Source organism: Sideroxydans sp. CL21, assembly GCF_902459525.1.
Lineage (GTDB): Bacteria > Pseudomonadota > Gammaproteobacteria > Burkholderiales > Gallionellaceae > Sideroxyarcus.
Window position 1 is genome coordinate 933,053 of record NZ_LR699166.1, and the last position, 16,246, is coordinate 949,298.

A 16,246-nucleotide genomic window follows, 5' to 3' on the forward strand; every position below is an offset into this window, starting at 1 on the left:
CCGTAAGTTCCCTGACTGGCACTGGCAGTGTGCGCGCGCAAGCTCGCTGACTGCTCAGTCAGCCCGGCGGCTTTGCCGCCACCCGTCCGCACGCTGTGTTGCATCAATTTCCAAACACTCTGAACTTGCATGATGGATTGCACGCATCCTGCAAATCAGCGGTATCCTTGCGTCCATGGATACGAATAACGATCACTCCTTTTCTTCACTCACTCCGGACTGCGTGCTGAACGCGCTGGAGAGCGTTGGACTGCGCTGCGACGGGCGTCTGCTTGCGCTCAACAGCTACGAGAATCGCGTGTACCAGGTGGGCATCGAAGACAGTGCGCCGCTGGTGGCCAAATTCTACCGTCCCGCACGCTGGACAGATGCAGCCATCCTGGAAGAGCACGCTTTTGTACAAGAGCTGGCCGAGCGCGAGATACCTGTCGTGCCGGCCCTCGTGATCGACGGCAAGACATTGCTTCCCTTCGGGGGATTCCGTTTCTCGATTTTTCCCAAACATGGTGGTCGAGCCCCCGAACTTGAAGACCGCGACACGCTGGAATGGCTGGGCCGTTTCCTCGGGCGTATCCATGCTGTCGGCGCAATCAGCAATTACCGGCATCGCCCTGAGCTCAACATCGAAACATTCGGCACCGAACCGCGTGATTTTTTGCTGACGAACGGATTCATCCCCGCAGACATCGACGCGGCCTACCGCAGCGTGTCACAACAGGCGCTGGATGGCGTGCGTCAATGCTTCGATCGTGCGGGAGAACTGAAAAGTTTGAGACTGCATGGCGATTGCCATGCCGGCAATGTGCTGTGGACGGACGACGGCCCCCACTTTGTGGACTTCGACGACAGCCGCATGGGCCCGGCGGTGCAGGACTTGTGGATGCTGCTTTCCGGCGAGCGCGAGGACCGAGTGCGGCAGATGGGCGATGTGCTTGCAGGCTACGAAGACTTTTACGAATTCGATGCGCGCGAATTGCACCTCATCGAAGCCCTGCGTACCCTGCGCCTTATCCATTACTCCGCATGGCTCGCACGGCGCTGGGACGATGCCGCCTTCAAGCAGGCATTTCCCTGGTTCAACACGCAGATATATTGGCAAAATCGCATCCTGGAATTGCGCGAACAGATTTCGCTCATGGATGAGCCACCGCTGTGGCAAAACTGACTAATCCCTGTCCCTGCGGCAGCAACAGGAATTTTTCGGATTGCTGCGCCCGCTACCTGGAAAGAAACGAACCGGCACCGACTGCCGAAGCGCTGATGCGCTCACGCTACACCGCTTACACGCTGTTGCGTGAAGACTACCTGCTGGCGACCTGGCATTCTTCCACCCGCCCGTCTGCATTGGGTCTGGCAGAAGAAGTGCCCACCCAATGGATCGGCCTGCAAGTCAAACGCCATGAGCAACCGGATGCGGAACACGCCAGGGTCGAATTCGTTGCGCGCTACAAAATAAATGGGCGCGCGCACCGGTTGCATGAAGTCAGCCGCTTCGTGCTCGAAAACGGGAAATGGTTATACGTGGATGGGAAGATTGAATGAGGGAGCAGCAAGCTTTGCTGTTCCCCCATTGATTACATCTTCCGGGATTACAGCTTCTGGTGGGTGCCGTCGCAAGTCATGCCGTTGCCGCTGTGCTTGCAGCCGCAGAAATAGACAGTTTCCGATTTCTCGGCCTTGTATTCCTTTGGAGTGAATTCGCTGCCTTTGTGGCTGCCATCGCAAAAAGGTTGTCCGGCGCTTTTGCCGCAAGTGCAGCACCAGTAGCTCTTGCCGGCTTCAACCGCGACGGCGAAGGGGGATTTCTGGGCGATATGGGGTTTCTTTTCGGACATGTTTGTTTCCTCTGATTGTTGTGGCTGGTTAATCAAGGTACTTTGGGTACCAAATATCGTGGCCTATTTTTCAATTGCAGCGGAACGGCGCTGCCCCATTGGGCTCTCTATTTCCTGCTTGCTGGAAGGAAAGTGCCTGCATGTTAGGTTGCAGGCAGGGAAAGATAAAGCGGTTAATACGGGATAGGATGTTCCATAAATGGAACAAAAAATATTTCTGCCACAGGAGTCATCCTGTTTTCCCGATTTAAACTTGAGCGGTCATCACAATGTTCGATTGTGGTCGTCGCAAGACTGGTGTCCTCAGAACATGCGTGAGATAGATAATTCCTTGTTTTCTGCAATGCCCATGTTCGCACCTGCCCATTTATTGATCACGGTTTAATTTGTAATGCAGACATACCACGCCCGACGCAAAAATTTTACTTTTTACCAGCGTGAGTGCGGTTCTGTCCTTGATGTTTTTGAATAAGGGAATACCTTGCCCCAGCAAAATCGGATTGATGAACAGCCAATACTCGTCGATGAGGTTTTCCGCCATCAGCGCGTGGGTGGCGGTGGGACTGCCAAACATCAGGATTTCGCTACCCGCACCTTGCTTCAGCTTGTTGAGTTCGTCGCTTAAATTACTGCTGATGATTTTTGTATTGACGTGATTTTTTTCTTGCAGCGTTTTCGATAATACGATTTTTCCGGCATTTTTATACCAGCGCGAATGTTCAATATCGTGTCGAGTGGGATTGGGTTTATCTGCCGCAGTGGGCCAATACGATTCCATCATCTGGTAAGTATTGCGTCCGTACAATGCAGTGTCGGCCTGCTGAATCCTGTGCTCCACATATTCAAATAGATCGTCACTAAGACTTATCCAGCCGAGACTAGCCATGCCCTCATCGGTCGAGGCTACAAAACCATCCAGTGACACATGTACAAACGAAACGATTTTTCTCATGATTCCCTCCCTGATCAGACTTTTGATAAATAGCCTGCAAGACGTGCCAATGTTTGGTGTCCGCCTTCAATCGCACCATATTTCTCCACCACCATGTTGCGTGCTTCCGCTGTAGGGAAGACCAGATGTATGGTCACTTTTGTTTGTCCGTCCAACACCTCAAACGTCCATGTCGCATCAAAATTCGCATTCGGATCGCCCTTATATGTGCCTCCATTGCATAACTCGATGCGTTCAGGTTCAACGATGGCAGTGAACACACTGTTGTTCGGATAGTCCGTACCGTCTGGTCCGTGCATGATGTGCTTCCACACTCCACCCACGCGAAGATCCATTTTCTCCAGCGTGTTGGTAAAGCCATTCGGTCCCCACCAATGCACGACATGCTCGGGCTTGGTCATCGCCTCCCACACCAGTTCGCGTGGGGCGTCGAAGACGCGACTGATGACGATCTCTCTGTCCGCTGTGTTCGTTCTTTGTTTTTCCAGATACGCATCGAGTTGCGCGAACGTCCCGCCCCAGCCTTGTTCCATGCTGTTGAGTGCCGCGTTGAAGGTGGCGCGTTCTTGTTCGGTGGCGTTCCAGGGTGACCAGCGTATGGTGAGTCTGGTCTTGTCTCCCTGTGCCTCGAATGTCGTCGTGGATAGCATTTCCAGCGGCCAGTCGGCTGACAGGGGATGACGCGTGATGCCGCCTTTTGCGTCCGAGAATGAGCTGATCAGTACCAGTCTTGACGGGGCGGCAATCTCGCGAAACGTCCACTTCCCCCACATCTCGTGCCCGTCGGGCATACGCATCGCATAGTGGAAAGTGCCGCCGACCCTCAGGTCGAGCGCGGCGTGGGAGAGGGTGCAACCCTGCGGTCCGAACCACTGCATCAGTTGCTCGCGTTCCGTCCAGGCCAACCATACTTGCCTGCAGGGGGCATTGAAGTTACGCGAGATGACGAATTCTTCCTGGATTGCAGCGGTATTCACGGTTGCGTCCATGTCCATTCTCCTTGGGTTAGCGTCATGCCTTTTTCTTGTTCTTGCGAACGGTCTTCTTTCCCTGTTCCTGTTTTTGCAGTTCCTGCAGATAGCTGTCCAGACGGTCGAAGCTCTGTTCCCAGAACTGGCGGTACTGCTCGATGAAGCTGGCTGCTTCCTGTAACGGTGCGGCTTCCAGCTTGCACGGACGCCATTGCGCCTGGCGGCCCTGGGTGATGAGCCCGGCACGCTGCAATACCTTGAGATGCTTGGTGACGGCGGGTGGACTGATCGAGAACGGGGCGGCCAGTTCGGCGACGGATGTTTCACCCAGCGCCAGCCGGGCAAGAATCGCACGACGGGTGGGATCGGCGAGCGCCGCAAAGGTGCTGCTGAGACGGTCGACTGGCATTTTCAGGATACCTGATTATTAATTAACCGATTGGTAAATTACGCTCGCCGATTGATTTCGTCAAGTATTAACAGGACTGGCAAGAGGGGGAGATTCATCGTGAGGCAATTGAAGCGGTAATACAGGTCGATACCGACGACGCCCTGGTCTTCTTCTTCGCGCAGTTTGAGTCGCAAATCACGGCGGTTTGATGCCACTTATTTGTGCTGCCCATTTTTTTACCAAGTATGGAAAGACGGCAGCACAGAGCAATTGCTGGGCGACGGATAAACGTTGAACTGTTCTGTTTTGTGACAGTTGTCACAGTTTGGAGCGATGTGCAATACGTAAAAAGTTAATGAATTGTAATTTAAATTTTTAATAATCAGTGAATTAACATGCCAATTTGCATTGGCACGTTACTTGAGACATAGATATCGCAGCAACACATCGGAAACGATCCTGCAATCGCCAATAGATATATTGAACTGAGGAGAAAAAACATGATTTACGCAGCCCCCGGTAGCGCCGGTGCCAAAATTTCTTTCAAGAAGCAATACGACAACTTTATCGGCGGCAAGTGGGTTGCCCCGGTCAAAGGTCAATATTTTGACGTCATCACCCCGATCACAGGCAAGCCCTACACCAAGGCTGCGCGTTCCGGTGCCGAGGATATTGAACTGGCGCTCGACGCAGCGCATGCCGCAGCCGACAAGTGGGGAAAGACCTCAATTACGGACCGCTCCAATGTGCTGTTGAAGATTGCCGATCGCATTGAAGCCAACCTGGAACTGTTGGCTTACGCTGAAACAGTAGACAACGGTAAAGCCATCCGCGAGACGCTGAATGCCGATATTCCTTTGACCATCGATCATTTCCGTTATTTTGCCGGCTGTTTGCGTGCCCAGGAAGGCAGCTTGTCTGAGATCAACGAGACAACTATCGCCTATCACTTCCATGAACCGCTGGGCGTGGTCGGCCAGATCATTCCTTGGAATTTCCCCATCCTGATGGCAGCTTGGAAACTGGCGCCAGCCATCGGTGCCGGTAACTGCGTGGTGCTGAAACCGGCCGAGTCCACCCCGATCAGCATCCTGATCCTGGCTGACCTGATTGCCGACCTGCTGCCGCCCGGTGTGCTGAACATCGTCAACGGTTTGGGACGCGAAGCAGGTATGCCGCTTGCCACCAGCAAGCGCATCGCCAAAATCGCCTTTACCGGTTCCACCACAACTGGGCGCGTCATCGCCCAAGCCGCAGCGAACAACCTGATTCCTGCAACACTGGAATTGGGCGGCAAGTCGCCCAACATTTTCTTTGCCGATGTCATGGACAAGGATGACGGCTTCCTGGACAAAGCGATCGAAGGTCTCGTGCTGTTTGCCTTCAACCAAGGCGAAGTGTGCACCTGCCCATCGCGTGCGCTGATCCATGAATCCATATACGACAAGTTCATGGAGCGTGTACTCAAGCGCGTTGCCGCCATCAAGCAGGGCAATCCGCTCGACACCGATACCATGATGGGCGCCCAAGCATCGAAAGAACAGCTGACCAAGATTTTGTCCTACCTTGATGTCGGCAAACAGGAAGGTGCCAAAGTGCTGGCGGGCGGCGGACAGGCTCACCTGGGTGGCGATCTGGAAGGCGGATACTACGTGCAGCCGACGTTATTCAAAGGTCACAACAAGATGCGCGTCTTCCAGGAAGAAATCTTCGGACCGGTACTGGCCGTCACTACCTTCAAGGATGAAGCAGAAGCACTCGCTATCGCCAACGACACCTTGTACGGTCTCGGTGCAGGTGTGTGGAGCCGCAACGGCAACGTCGCTTACCGCATGGGCCGTGCCATCAAGGCCGGTCGTGTGTGGACCAACTGCTACCATGACTACGCAGCCGGTGCAGCATTCGGCGGCTACAAGGAATCCGGTATCGGACGCGAAACGCACAAGATGATGCTCGACCACTACCAGCAAACCAAGAACCTGCTGGTCAGCTACAGCGAGCAGAAGCTGGGCTTCTTCTAAGCAATACGCTTGACTTTGGTTGCGGGCAACTTTATATGGGGCGGGAAACCGCCCCGTTTTTTTGGAGATCAAAATCATGGTTGAAAAAGTGATTGCTACAGAAGCCGCACTGGAGCTCATCGATTTTTTGAAACGTAAACATGGCGAATTGATGTTTCATCAGTCAGGTGGCTGTTGCGACAACAGTGCCGCCAATTGCTATTTGCCGGGTGAGCTCACCATTGGTGCCGGAGACGAATTTCTGGGCGAGATCGGCGGCTGCCCTTTTTACATCAGCAAATCGCAATATGAGTACTGGAAGCACACCCAACTGATCATCGACGTGATCGAGGGGCGCGGCGGCACGTTTTCGCTGGAGGGGCCGGAGGGCAAGGCTTTTCACACGCGTTCGCGCGTGTTTACCGATGCCGAGTGGGCGGAGTTAATCTCTTCGGGTTGAATTCCCCGCCGCTTGCGGCGTAAGCTCTGCTGATGAGCGAATATATCCATAATAGTCACAAGGTAACGGTGCTGATGTACCACTTGGTATTTCCGGCGAAGTGTCGACGAGCCGTGTTCGACGGCAGGATTGATGAGGTTTTGAAAGAGGTATGTTTGGAAATTGAGGAGCGCTATCAAATGAAGTTTTTGGAGATAGGGACGGACAAGGATCATGTTCATCGGCAGAGTGAAAGACTGTCGTTTTTCCAAACTGTATTAACCCGAACATGATTTGACACAATCTCTCAGATTGCTGCAATCGCATTTCAGTGCCTCACGCACATGCGAATAGAAGTTGAATTACCTGAAAGCAGACAGTGGCGACCGGCAGAAATTAACCGGTTGTGTTGAAAAACTCTTTTTTCGCATCCCTCGAAAATTTTGCGAATTGCAGCAGCATCTGTAAATCGCACTTGCTTGTCCATAGTGACGCAGCTTATTGGCTCATGGTTGAGTTTAAGTGTGGCTAGGGTACCCACCCGCGTCGAAAATATCTGAAGCGCCGTATGAGGCTAGAATTTTTTCAAGGTACCCCGGAAAAGAGTTTTTCAACACAATCGACCCTAACCGGTCATATAGCCTTCCCGATTGCGGGCGCTCAACTATATTTGAGCAACGCCTCGAACAGCTCAATCGGTACCGGCTTACCAAACAGGTAACCCTGGTGGTAAGCGCAACCGCCACCCAAAAGAAATTGACGTTGTTGTTCAGTCTCAACCCCTTCAGCAATGATGTCCAGATTCAGGTTTTGTGCCATCGCTATGATGGTGTGCACAATCGCCCTGTCGTTGTTGTCGGTGGCGATATCGCGCACGAACGACTGGTCTATCTTGAGCTGGTCGAGCGGCAGCCTTTTGAGGTATTGGAGGGAAGAATAGCCAGTACCGAAATCGTCCAATGAAAGCCGGACGCCAATTTCCTTCAGGGCGTTCATGGTGGCAATGGTGTCCTCAATGTTCTCAAGTAACATGCTTTCGGTGAGTTCCAGCTTGAGCAGGTTTGGATTGATGGCATGTCGCTGCACGACATCTCTCACTTCGGCCACAAATGCGATTTGGTGGAACTGTTTCGCACTGACGTTCACGGAGAGAATTAACTTGCTTGTGAGCACAGCTTGTTGCCATGACTTGAGCTGGGTGCACGCCGCCTCCAGTACCCATCGTCCTATGGGCTGGATCAGCCCCGTTTCCTCTGCTAGTGGAATGAATTGTGCCGGAGGCACGAGACCCCGTTCCGTGTGGCGCCACCGGATCAATGCCTCTGCTCCTATTGGATTAAGCGAGCCGTCCACCTGAATCTGGTAATACAGCTGGAATTGCCCGTTCTCGAGCGCCTCGCGTAATTCGCCTTCGAGGACAGCTCGGGCATTGATGGTGTCCTGCATCTCTTGGTCAAAAAAACGCATGGTGTCGCGCCCGGCCTTCTTTGCCTGGTACATGGCAATGTCGGCTTGCTTCATCAAGTCCTCTATTGATTCCTGATGTCCGGCAAACAAGGAGATGCCAATGCTGCATGTGCTGCGGGTTTCATGCGCGGCAAGCTGGTAGGGTTCCCTTAGACTGCGGAGTATCTTCAGTCCTATGGACTCTGTCTGGGCTGCCGCATCGAGGGCATGTTCGCTCAAGTCTTCCAGCATCACCACGAACTCGTCGCCGCCCAGCCGGGCCACGGTATCGCCTTCGCGCACACAGAAAATCAGGCGCTGTGCGACCTGCTGCAGCAACAAGTCTCCTACGGCATGGCTCAAGGTGTCGTTCAGGAGCTTGAAATTGTCCAAGTCGATGAACAAGAGCGCGCCTTGCCGCCCGGAGCGTCCAGAGGAAACCAGCGCCTGCTGAAGCCTGTCTGCCAACAGTCGCCGGTTGGGCAACTCTGTAAGCGGGTCATAGTAGGCAAGATGCTCGATTTCCTCCTCGGACTTCTTGCTCAGCGTGATATCGGCAAGTGCAGCAACGTAATTCGTCACAGCGCCATCGGAATCCTTAACTGCAGTGATGGTCAGATGTTCTGGGTATATTTCACCGCTCTTGCGTCGATTCCAGATTTCTCCTTCCCAAAAGCCAGCGTTGTTGATGCTCTCCCACATGGCTTTATAGAATTCTGCATCATGGCGACCGGAATTGAGCAGGCGCGGGTTCTTGCCGATGACTTCGTCGGCGGTGTAGCCCGTGATACCGGTGAAGGCGCGGTTCACCCTAAGTATCCTCCTGCTGGCATCCGTGATCATCATCCCTTCCTGACTCTCAAAAGCAGTGGCGGCGATTCGAAGTTCATCTTCAGCCTTCTTGCGCTCGGTGATGTCACGCGAAGAATTGAACAATACCGGTCTGCCATCCAGCTCAAGCGAAAGACCGCTGACCTCGACATCGAATACAACACCGTCCTTGCGCCGGTGACGAGTCTCGAACTGGGAACGTTTTTGCTGCAAAATTTGTTTCTTGATTTCCCCGGCAAGTTCGGCTTTGGTCAGTTTGGCATCCCATTGGGTGACGTTCATGCCAATCATCTCGTCGCGCTCGTAGCCCAGCATGTGACAGAATGAATCGCTGACCTCGATGATGTTGCCCTCTGTGTCGAGAATATGGATGCCATCGCTGGCGCCCCGTAAGAATGTAATGTTCTTCTCGCTTTCCCTCTTAAAAGCCTCCTCGACCTTCTTGCGCTCAGTAATATCGGAATGCGTACCGATCATCCGTAATGGATTGCCATTGGCATCACGACTAACTAACTTACCCTTGGACAGAATCCATTTCCAAGAGTCATCCTTGCAACGCATGCGGAACTCGACAGCATAGAAAGGTTTGCTGCCTGAGAAATATTTCTGGACAGTAGATAACACGCGAGCCTTATCGTCGGGATGCAAATGTTCCATCCATGCGGCTCCTGTGTTCGGAAATTCATGTTCGGCGTAACCAATAATTCCCTTCCAGCGTACAGATAACAACGCCTCATCGGTTTGCGGATTCCAATCCCATACGCCGTCGCCCGCGCCTTCAAGGGCAAATTTCAAGCGCTCCTCACTTATGCGCAGTAACTCTTGGCTTTCCCTGAGCGTAGCAGTGCGTTCAACAACTTGGCTTTCGAGTTCGGCTCTGCTCTTGTCGAGTTGGCTGAGGTACTCTCGCTTTTCGAGAGTTGTCGCGATCACATTGGCGATGTTCTGAACAAAAGCCTGGTAAGGCGAGAAAGCCTCTTTGTCGCCGATTGACAGTATCAATTTTCCGAATAGATGGTGAGGGGAGCACAGCGGAATGATAATGCGGCAATCAGTGTCAACAGCGTGATCGAGGCTGGAACCTGAAGCGCGCCATGCCGCCTCATCTTCGGCGCAGACCTTGTCGAATTCTTTGGATGGAGGATATAAAAATCCATCCACGCAGAGGAACATGTCGACTACTCCAGGGATTTCACTCAGGGCGCGGCGTAAAAAAGCGGCGATGCCCGCGCTATCAGGCAGAACCTCCAAAGCCTCCTGAATCAGAAAAAGCTTGCCGAGAATGTCGGCTCTGATCGTCATCCGATCCATGATGTTCAGCAGCAGGGCTGATGGTGAGCGAAGAACCTTTCAGGCTCAATGTAATAAGGATTACGTACCACTTGCCCGCGAATTATCATCATCGGGTGAACATTAAGTACGTCGAAAATCATGGCTCCATCAAAACGGCGAGCATCATATTGACAGATGGCGGTCACCGGATATTCTTGCAATACTGTATTGACCTCCGCTTCGTATTCCATTAACCGCTCGGAACCTGGCATCCCCCGCAGTGCCCATGACATCTCGCCACTTACGCGCGCACCCGAAAAACCCTCGTCGCAGCTTCTCTTGTACGCCAAACGTAGCGTTTGTAGCATATCCTCCGGAACAAACATACCATTTGGGCAATATACTTCCTGCGCTGAAATTATTGAGAAGTCGCGCTCATCCATTTCCGGTGGCAAATGCACACCGAGATCGCGAAATTGTGCGCGCATTTCATTGGGAGATAACACGTCGACGAAATAGCCGACTTTCTCATGGCCATTCAGGCCGCTTTCAAGAAACCTTGCGATTAACTCTTTCCGTTCTTTGTCATCATTGTAGATGTAACACATGTGAGTCCCGGCTGGGAATTGTTCTGCGGTAAAGCCCATCGATACTTTGCGTTCGGTATTATTCATTTTTAATGCTCCTTAAAAGCTTTAAAATGCCGCTTAACAAGCTCAGCCGACAATACGAAGTCTGTCGTTCAATAATTGCCTGTTGCATCGAAAAACATAACGGCAGCATTGGGGAGCTAGCCTAAGCGATGCTTAGTCTTGGCCGCGGATTGGTACGTCCTTGTAATTCACCTGGCTGTCCATCACTGATGCTAGCCGGAGCTTGATCTTGCCAAACTATCCTCCACAAAACGGGCAGCCGCGATCGGTTGAAAACGCAGTTGCACAGCGACCTTCCTTCATACTTACCAGCTAACTTCTGTTCCGCATTCTAAACCTGCCTTTCGAAGATCAAACTTTAATCTTTCATTGAAATTAACGATTATTTTACACAGCACGCTCAAATATTCTGTATATAACGCTTTCGTGCATAAATGTACGTTTGGGTGTTGCGAAATCTAACGGTTGCTCCTAAGTTATCAAGATTAAATGCCGATAGGCATAGCAGAATTATAAAAATATATACAAGCTTAAGTTCACTATGGCTTGTTAACAAATGTGCGATATGAAATATCAGTGCATTTGGAATAGTTTCAGGGAGGTAATAAAAATGCGATCTGCGCCAATAATTCTGGCCGAAAGAAAGTCGTCAGATTTGCCTGCCATTTTGTCAACAGCATTGTTGATGGATTTGCTAATACCTTCCCGGAATATCCCACCTCCAGATCTCGCCTCGGATCTGGAAATTTTCAATTCGACACGCAAGTCGGGTTCCAATAGGAAGTCTCATTTTGAACTCTATGTCTTAGCGAACATCACAAAGGAGTTTCCATGAGGAATAATCAACCAGTCACTCAGCGGGAGTATTCGTTAAAGTCAGGTTCCGTATTGGTTTCTCGTACCAATGCCAAAGGACAAATCGATTACGCAAATGAGGATTTCTACACGGCCGCTGGATTTGCGCAAAAGGATATTATCAATCAACCACACAATATAATCCGTCATCCCGATATGCCCGCGGAGGCATTCCGCGATTTGTGGGAAACTTTGAAAAGAGGTCGTCCATGGAGTGGTTTGGTAAAGAATCGTCGTCAAAATGGCGATCATTATTGGGTACGAGCCAACGTCAATCCTCACAGTAATGGTGGTTACCGTTCAGTAAGAGTAGCACCATCTAAAGCTGAGATTACTTCGGCCGAAGCTCTTTACGCGCAAATGCGCGCCGATAACGGAATTACTTTGCATGAGGGGCGAGTATTTCAAAAAGGCACCTGGACCAACATAAAGTTATGGGCCGAGAGAATAACGATTTCGCAGCGCATGCTTCTAATGGGAGGAATAGCGAGCGTTGTATTCTTGATAAGTATCAGCATGGCGTATTTGAGTTTGACCAATGCGCATGAAACCCTGTTGGCGGTTCAGAATGAGACGTTATTGCCAAATGTTCAAGTGGTCAATATTCAACATGCAGTGGCAGAAAAATACAACACATCAGCAGTCCAGCTAAGTGTAGGAATCACCATATTGAGTGCAGCCCTGGTGGGCGGCCTGATCAGTCTGGTAATAGGTGTTATGGTATTTTTGCGTTTGAAGCGCGGATTTGCTTCCACCCAAGCGATCGCCCAATTAATCGCGGATGGAGATTTGACCAGTGCAATTCCGCTGGAAGGCAGTGATGAGATTGGACACCTGGTCGCGCAAATCACCATCATGCGCAATAATCTTCAGGAATTGATTGGCGATTTGGGTACCAGTCTCGAAAAACTAGCTGTGGACTCCAGGGAGCTTCGCAATGTGGCGGCTGAAAGTGCTGAGGTGGCGAATGGCCAATCAGAAAGTTCTACAAGCATCGCAGCAGCGGTTGAAGAACTTTCTGTGTCTATCGACCAGGTCGAGGAGCATGCGAGTGAAGCCTATAAAATCACGAAAACAACATCAAGTAAGGCAATTGATTCTGCTGCAATGATCGATAAGATCGCAACATCGATACAAGACATTGCGACATCAGTTCAGACGACTGCAAGTGAGATGCGCTCACTTGAGCAAATTAGCAATCAAATATCCAGCATCGTGAAAGTAATCAGTGAGGTGGCTGATCAAACGAATCTGCTTGCGCTCAATGCGGCAATTGAAGCTGCGCGGGCTGGAGAACAGGGCCGAGGGTTTGCGGTAGTTGCAGACGAAGTGCGCAAGCTGGCAGAAAAAACAAATCGTTCAAGCAAAGAGATCACTCAAATGATCAGTAATATTCAGAACGCGGCCCACGGAGTGGTTATGGCGATGGAAAATGGAGTAGAACGTGTAAACTTAGGTGTCACTTTGTCTCGTAATGCTGCCGAATCAATGGTGTCGATCCGCACTGATCAGACGTCTGTGACTCAAGTTGTTGATGGGATCGCGGGCGGGTTATCCGAACAGGCAACTGCCACCCGGGATATTGCAGTTAGGATAGAAGAAATCTCCCAAGGGACAGAAAAACTGGCGGGTAAAGCTCGCCAGACAAATGAATCTGCGAAGCGTTTAGAAGAGCTTACTGCCCATCTTCGACAACTCGCAGCAAATTTCAGAGTGGTTTAGCGAAATAGTAAAGAGCTACATATTAGATCCCCCCCATAATTCAGAATCAAACTTTAACGGAGGTCCGCAGAAAACTGGACAGCACACGCTTATGTCCGCTTCGGCAATCATACATAGTCAGCGGACTGCATGATAGCAGCCACCCGAGACATGTATAACCCAACCCATTCAGTCATTCAATTTTTTTCCAATGCCTCCGCCCAATTTGCTATAAAGTGCGCCGCGATTCTCTGGGCGTGCATTTTGGTTATCGGCGTTGCCGTCCGGCACGCATATCGGATTTAATGATTTTTGAAGCGACTAACAGGAGTTTGCCATGCAGTTTTCAAAAGGAATATTAGCCATCGTTGTCATCGTGCCACTGATTGCCGGGTCGAGCGGATGTGCAAACAACATCCTCATCGGGGTTCACGAAGGAGCAGATCAAGTGACGCTGGCGGAAGCAAACCAGGTTGCCAGCTGTCAGTCCAAGGGTTCAGTCATCGTTAGCGTCTTTGCCAAATATCGAATTGAAAAGGATGTAGAAGCAAATTTGTATCAATTGGCACGCAATGAGGCTGTTGATGCAGGTGCAGACACGGTTGTTAAGGGTGATTCGTCCGAGTACGGCAAGCGAACTTTCAAGTTGTACAAATGCCGGCCGTGATTTGATTGGTGGCGATGGCCTGCCCATATTGCCACGCTCGCTGACTGCTGTTTTCCCGGCGGATAACTGAAGTCTGCTCCTGGTTTTCGTCGCTGCAAAGAAGCTATTCGCGACTATCTTATGGTCATGTGAGTTGAGTTCAGTTGCATCGCCCGCGACCTGATGGCGTATCGGCATCAATCACGGTGCCGTGGGGTGGTGTGGAGCAAATCAACAGATCGCCTGCGCCTGGCTGGCTTTACCCGAAAACCCGGTTAGACATTCCCCCTCCAAGCCATTAGACTTGCGGCCTTTTTCACAGGCAAGCACCATGTCAGCTGATACAGAACAGACTCTGAAAGAACCCGCAGCCGTTCCGCGCGACCAGATCTCGCGCGAAGTGGCGCGGCGCCGTACTTTCGGCATCATTTCCCACCCCGATGCGGGCAAGACCACGCTCACGGAAAAACTCTTGCTGTTCTCTGGCGCGATCCAGCTGGCGGGAGCAGTGAAGGCGCGCAAGAGCGGTCGCCATGCCACCTCCGACTTCCTCGAGATCGAAAAGCAGCGCGGCATCTCGGTCGCCAGTTCGGTGATGCAGTTCGAATACCGTGACCATGTGGTGAACCTGCTCGACACACCCGGCCACCAGGATTTCTCCGAAGATACCTACCGCGTGCTCACCGCCGTGGACTCGGCGCTGATGGTGATCGACGCGGCCAAGGGCGTGGAAGCACAGACCATCAAGCTGCTCGATGTGTGCCGCATGCGCGACACGCCCATCATCACCTTCATGAACAAGATGGACCGCGAGGTGCGCGATCCGCTGGAGCTGCTGGACGAGGTGGAGTCGGTGCTGAAGATACAGTGCGCGCCGGTGACCTGGCCCGTCGGCATGGGCAAGACCTTCCGCGGCGTGTATCACCTGCTACGCGACGAAATTTTGCTGTTCACGCCGGGCGAAGAAAAGGCTGACGGTGAAGTTGAGGTCATCAAGGGTATCGATAACCCTATCCTGGCCGAACGCTTCCCACTGGAAATCGAACAGTTGAAGATGGAGGTGGAACTGGTGCACGGCGCATCGCACCCGTTCGACCTGCAACGTTTCCTCGACGGCCAGCAGACGCCGGTGTTCTTCGGCTCGGCCATCAACAACTTCGGGGTGCGCGAAATCCTGAATGCGCTGCTGGACTGGGCGCCGTCTCCCATTGCGCGCGACGCCACGGCGCGTGTCGTGAATCCCAACGAGCAGGCATTCTCCGGCTTCGTGTTCAAGATCCAGGCCAACATGGACGCCAACCACCGCGACCGCATTGCCTTCCTGCGCGTGTGTTCCGGTCATTTCGAACGCGGCATGAAGATCAAGCATCTGCGCATCAACCGCGAGATACGCGTGTCCAACGTGGTGACCTTCATGGCCTCCAGCCGCGAGCAGGTGGAAGAGGCCTACGCGGGCGACATCATCGGCCTGCCCAACCACGGCAACATGCAGATCGGAGACAGTTTCTCCGAGGGCGAGGTGCTGCAGTACACCGGCATTCCTTATTTCGCGCCGGACTTCTTCCGCTCGGTGCGCATTCGCAACCCGATCAAGGTGAAGCAGTTACACAAGGGACTGCAGCAGCTGGGCGAAGAGGGCGCAGTGCAGGTGTTCAAGCCGGTGGACGGCGGCGACCTGATCCTGGGCGCGGTCGGCATGCTGCAGTTCGACGTGGTTGCCAGCCGTTTGCAGGGCGAATACGGCGTGGATGCGATGTTCGAGGGAACCAGCACCACCAGCGCACGCTGGGTCACCTGCGACGACAAGAAGATACTGGCCGATTTCGAGAAGGCGCTGTCGCACAACCTCGCGATCGATGCGGCGGGCAACCTGGCATATCTCGCGCCGAACAACGTCAACCTCAAGCTGACGCAGGAACGCTGGCCGAAAGTGGTGTTCCATACGACGCGCGAACATGCGGTGAAATTGTGATGCAGGAAATCGAATTCCAACTGCGCGGCGAGTTCGTCGAGCTGAACCAGCTGCTCAAACTCACCGGCGTGTGCGACAGCGGCGGGGCAGGCAAGGCGCTGGTTGCAGAGGGTGTGGTCTCCGTTGACGGTCAGGTTGAACTGCGCAAGACCGCCAAGATTCATGCAGGGCAGGTGGTGACGCTGGGCGATGTGCTGATACAGGTGTTGGGGTGAATAGGGCTGTTCGGGAATACTTCTCCCTTCTCCCGCAGGCGGGAGAGGGAATGTGGATGTCTTGATG

Annotated in this window: 15 protein-coding genes and 1 pseudogene; 9 read left to right on the top strand and 7 right to left on the bottom strand. The window is 52.5% G+C overall.

The window, feature by feature from the left end; genetic code table 11:
- Positions 1 to 175 precede the first annotated feature (175 nt).
- Positions 176 to 1,165: a serine/threonine protein kinase gene (locus tag QOY30_RS04500; protein WP_283743437.1), complete on the top strand. Its 990-nt coding sequence runs from the start codon at positions 176 to 178 to the stop codon at positions 1,163 to 1,165.
- Positions 1,153 to 1,542, top strand: coding sequence for a YchJ family protein (locus tag QOY30_RS04505; protein ID WP_283743438.1), 390 nt, complete (start codon positions 1,153 to 1,155; stop codon positions 1,540 to 1,542). The genes QOY30_RS04500 and QOY30_RS04505 overlap by 13 nt, the downstream gene beginning before the upstream one ends.
- Before the next feature lie 47 nt (positions 1,543 to 1,589).
- On the opposite strand, the gene QOY30_RS04510 is transcribed toward QOY30_RS04505, so the two are convergent.
- The 5 genes from QOY30_RS04510 to QOY30_RS04530 form a co-directional block, all read right to left on the bottom strand.
- Positions 1,590 to 1,835, bottom strand: coding sequence for a CDGSH iron-sulfur domain-containing protein (locus QOY30_RS04510; protein WP_283743439.1), 246 nt, complete (start codon positions 1,833 to 1,835; stop codon positions 1,590 to 1,592).
- Between the two features lie 367 nt (positions 1,836 to 2,202).
- The gene (locus QOY30_RS04515; protein WP_283743440.1) at positions 2,203 to 2,787 is read right to left on the bottom strand and encodes a dihydrofolate reductase family protein; all 585 of its coding nucleotides are present in this window, start codon (positions 2,785 to 2,787) and stop codon (positions 2,203 to 2,205) included.
- A 14-nt stretch (positions 2,788 to 2,801) separates the two neighbouring features.
- A complete protein-coding gene (locus QOY30_RS04520; RefSeq protein ID WP_283743441.1) occupies positions 2,802 to 3,776 on the bottom strand; it encodes an SRPBCC domain-containing protein in 975 nt (324 codons plus the stop codon).
- A gap of 22 nt (positions 3,777 to 3,798) precedes the next feature.
- Positions 3,799 to 4,167, bottom strand: a complete 369-nt coding sequence (locus tag QOY30_RS04525) for an ArsR/SmtB family transcription factor (RefSeq protein WP_283743442.1) — start codon at positions 4,165 to 4,167, stop codon at positions 3,799 to 3,801.
- Positions 4,168 to 4,205: 38 nt separating this feature from the next.
- Positions 4,206 to 4,364 carry a hypothetical protein gene (locus tag QOY30_RS04530; protein ID WP_283743443.1) on the bottom strand — a complete coding sequence of 53 codons (159 nt, stop codon included), beginning with the start codon at positions 4,362 to 4,364 and terminating at the stop codon, positions 4,206 to 4,208.
- A gap of 285 nt (positions 4,365 to 4,649) precedes the next feature.
- On the opposite strand from QOY30_RS04530, the gene adh reads away from it, so the two are divergent.
- The 3 genes and pseudogenes from adh to QOY30_RS04545 all read left to right on the top strand — a co-directional run.
- The gene (gene adh, locus QOY30_RS04535; protein WP_283743444.1) at positions 4,650 to 6,170 is read left to right on the top strand and encodes an aldehyde dehydrogenase; all 1,521 of its coding nucleotides are present in this window, start codon (positions 4,650 to 4,652) and stop codon (positions 6,168 to 6,170) included.
- 76 nt (positions 6,171 to 6,246) lie between these two features.
- A complete protein-coding gene (locus QOY30_RS04540) occupies positions 6,247 to 6,609 on the top strand; it encodes a DUF779 domain-containing protein (protein ID WP_283743445.1) in 363 nt (120 codons plus the stop codon).
- A gap of 32 nt (positions 6,610 to 6,641) precedes the next feature.
- A pseudogene (locus tag QOY30_RS04545) lies at positions 6,642 to 6,830 on the top strand (transposase); the annotation flags it as partial.
- Positions 6,831 to 7,248: 418 nt separating this feature from the next.
- Here the strand turns inward: QOY30_RS04545 and QOY30_RS04550 are convergent.
- Together QOY30_RS04550 and QOY30_RS04555 are read right to left on the bottom strand one after the other, a co-directional pair.
- Entirely contained in the window at positions 7,249 to 10,167 is a 2,919-nt protein-coding gene (locus QOY30_RS04550; protein WP_283743446.1) for a sensor domain-containing protein, read from the bottom strand.
- 14 nt (positions 10,168 to 10,181) lie between these two features.
- Complete coding sequence (locus QOY30_RS04555) at positions 10,182 to 10,811, bottom strand: MEDS domain-containing protein (RefSeq protein ID WP_283743447.1); 630 nt, start codon at positions 10,809 to 10,811, stop codon at positions 10,182 to 10,184.
- Positions 10,812 to 11,621: 810 nt separating this feature from the next.
- Here QOY30_RS04555 and QOY30_RS04560 point away from each other — a divergent pair.
- From QOY30_RS04560 to QOY30_RS04575, 4 genes are all read left to right on the top strand, one after another.
- Complete coding sequence (locus QOY30_RS04560; protein ID WP_283743448.1) at positions 11,622 to 13,367, top strand: methyl-accepting chemotaxis protein; 1,746 nt, start codon at positions 11,622 to 11,624, stop codon at positions 13,365 to 13,367.
- 316 nt (positions 13,368 to 13,683) lie between these two features.
- Positions 13,684 to 14,013, top strand: coding sequence for a DUF4156 domain-containing protein (locus QOY30_RS04565; RefSeq protein ID WP_283743449.1), 330 nt, complete (start codon positions 13,684 to 13,686; stop codon positions 14,011 to 14,013).
- Positions 14,014 to 14,323: 310 nt separating this feature from the next.
- The gene (locus QOY30_RS04570) at positions 14,324 to 15,964 is read left to right on the top strand and encodes a peptide chain release factor 3 (protein WP_283743450.1); all 1,641 of its coding nucleotides are present in this window, start codon (positions 14,324 to 14,326) and stop codon (positions 15,962 to 15,964) included.
- Positions 15,964 to 16,179, top strand: coding sequence for an RNA-binding S4 domain-containing protein (locus tag QOY30_RS04575; protein ID WP_283743451.1), 216 nt, complete (start codon positions 15,964 to 15,966; stop codon positions 16,177 to 16,179). Before QOY30_RS04570 ends, QOY30_RS04575 begins: the two co-directional genes overlap by 1 nt.
- Positions 16,180 to 16,246: the final 67 nt, after the last annotated feature.

Bases quoted from the DNA above. Each gene is read 5' to 3' on its own strand.
- QOY30_RS04500 (WP_283743437.1), top strand. From the start codon at position 176: ATGGATACGAATAACGATCACTCCTTTTCTTCACTCACTCCGGACTGC.
- QOY30_RS04510 (WP_283743439.1), bottom strand. From the start codon at position 1,835: ATGTCCGAAAAGAAACCCCATATCGCCCAGAAATCCCCCTTCGCCGTC.
- QOY30_RS04515 (WP_283743440.1), bottom strand. From the start codon at position 2,787: ATGAGAAAAATCGTTTCGTTTGTACATGTGTCACTGGATGGTTTTGTA.
- QOY30_RS04520 (WP_283743441.1), bottom strand. From the start codon at position 3,776: ATGGACGCAACCGTGAATACCGCTGCAATCCAGGAAGAATTCGTCATC.
- QOY30_RS04525 (WP_283743442.1), bottom strand. From the start codon at position 4,167: ATGCCAGTCGACCGTCTCAGCAGCACCTTTGCGGCGCTCGCCGATCCC.
- adh (WP_283743444.1), top strand. From the start codon at position 4,650: ATGATTTACGCAGCCCCCGGTAGCGCCGGTGCCAAAATTTCTTTCAAG.
- QOY30_RS04540 (WP_283743445.1), top strand. From the start codon at position 6,247: ATGGTTGAAAAAGTGATTGCTACAGAAGCCGCACTGGAGCTCATCGAT.
- QOY30_RS04550 (WP_283743446.1), bottom strand. From the start codon at position 10,167: ATGACGATCAGAGCCGACATTCTCGGCAAGCTTTTTCTGATTCAGGAG.
- QOY30_RS04555 (WP_283743447.1), bottom strand. From the start codon at position 10,811: ATGAATAATACCGAACGCAAAGTATCGATGGGCTTTACCGCAGAACAA.
- QOY30_RS04560 (WP_283743448.1), top strand. From the start codon at position 11,622: ATGAGGAATAATCAACCAGTCACTCAGCGGGAGTATTCGTTAAAGTCA.
- QOY30_RS04565 (WP_283743449.1), top strand. From the start codon at position 13,684: ATGCAGTTTTCAAAAGGAATATTAGCCATCGTTGTCATCGTGCCACTG.
- QOY30_RS04570 (WP_283743450.1), top strand. From the start codon at position 14,324: ATGTCAGCTGATACAGAACAGACTCTGAAAGAACCCGCAGCCGTTCCG.
- QOY30_RS04575 (WP_283743451.1), top strand. From the start codon at position 15,964: ATGCAGGAAATCGAATTCCAACTGCGCGGCGAGTTCGTCGAGCTGAAC.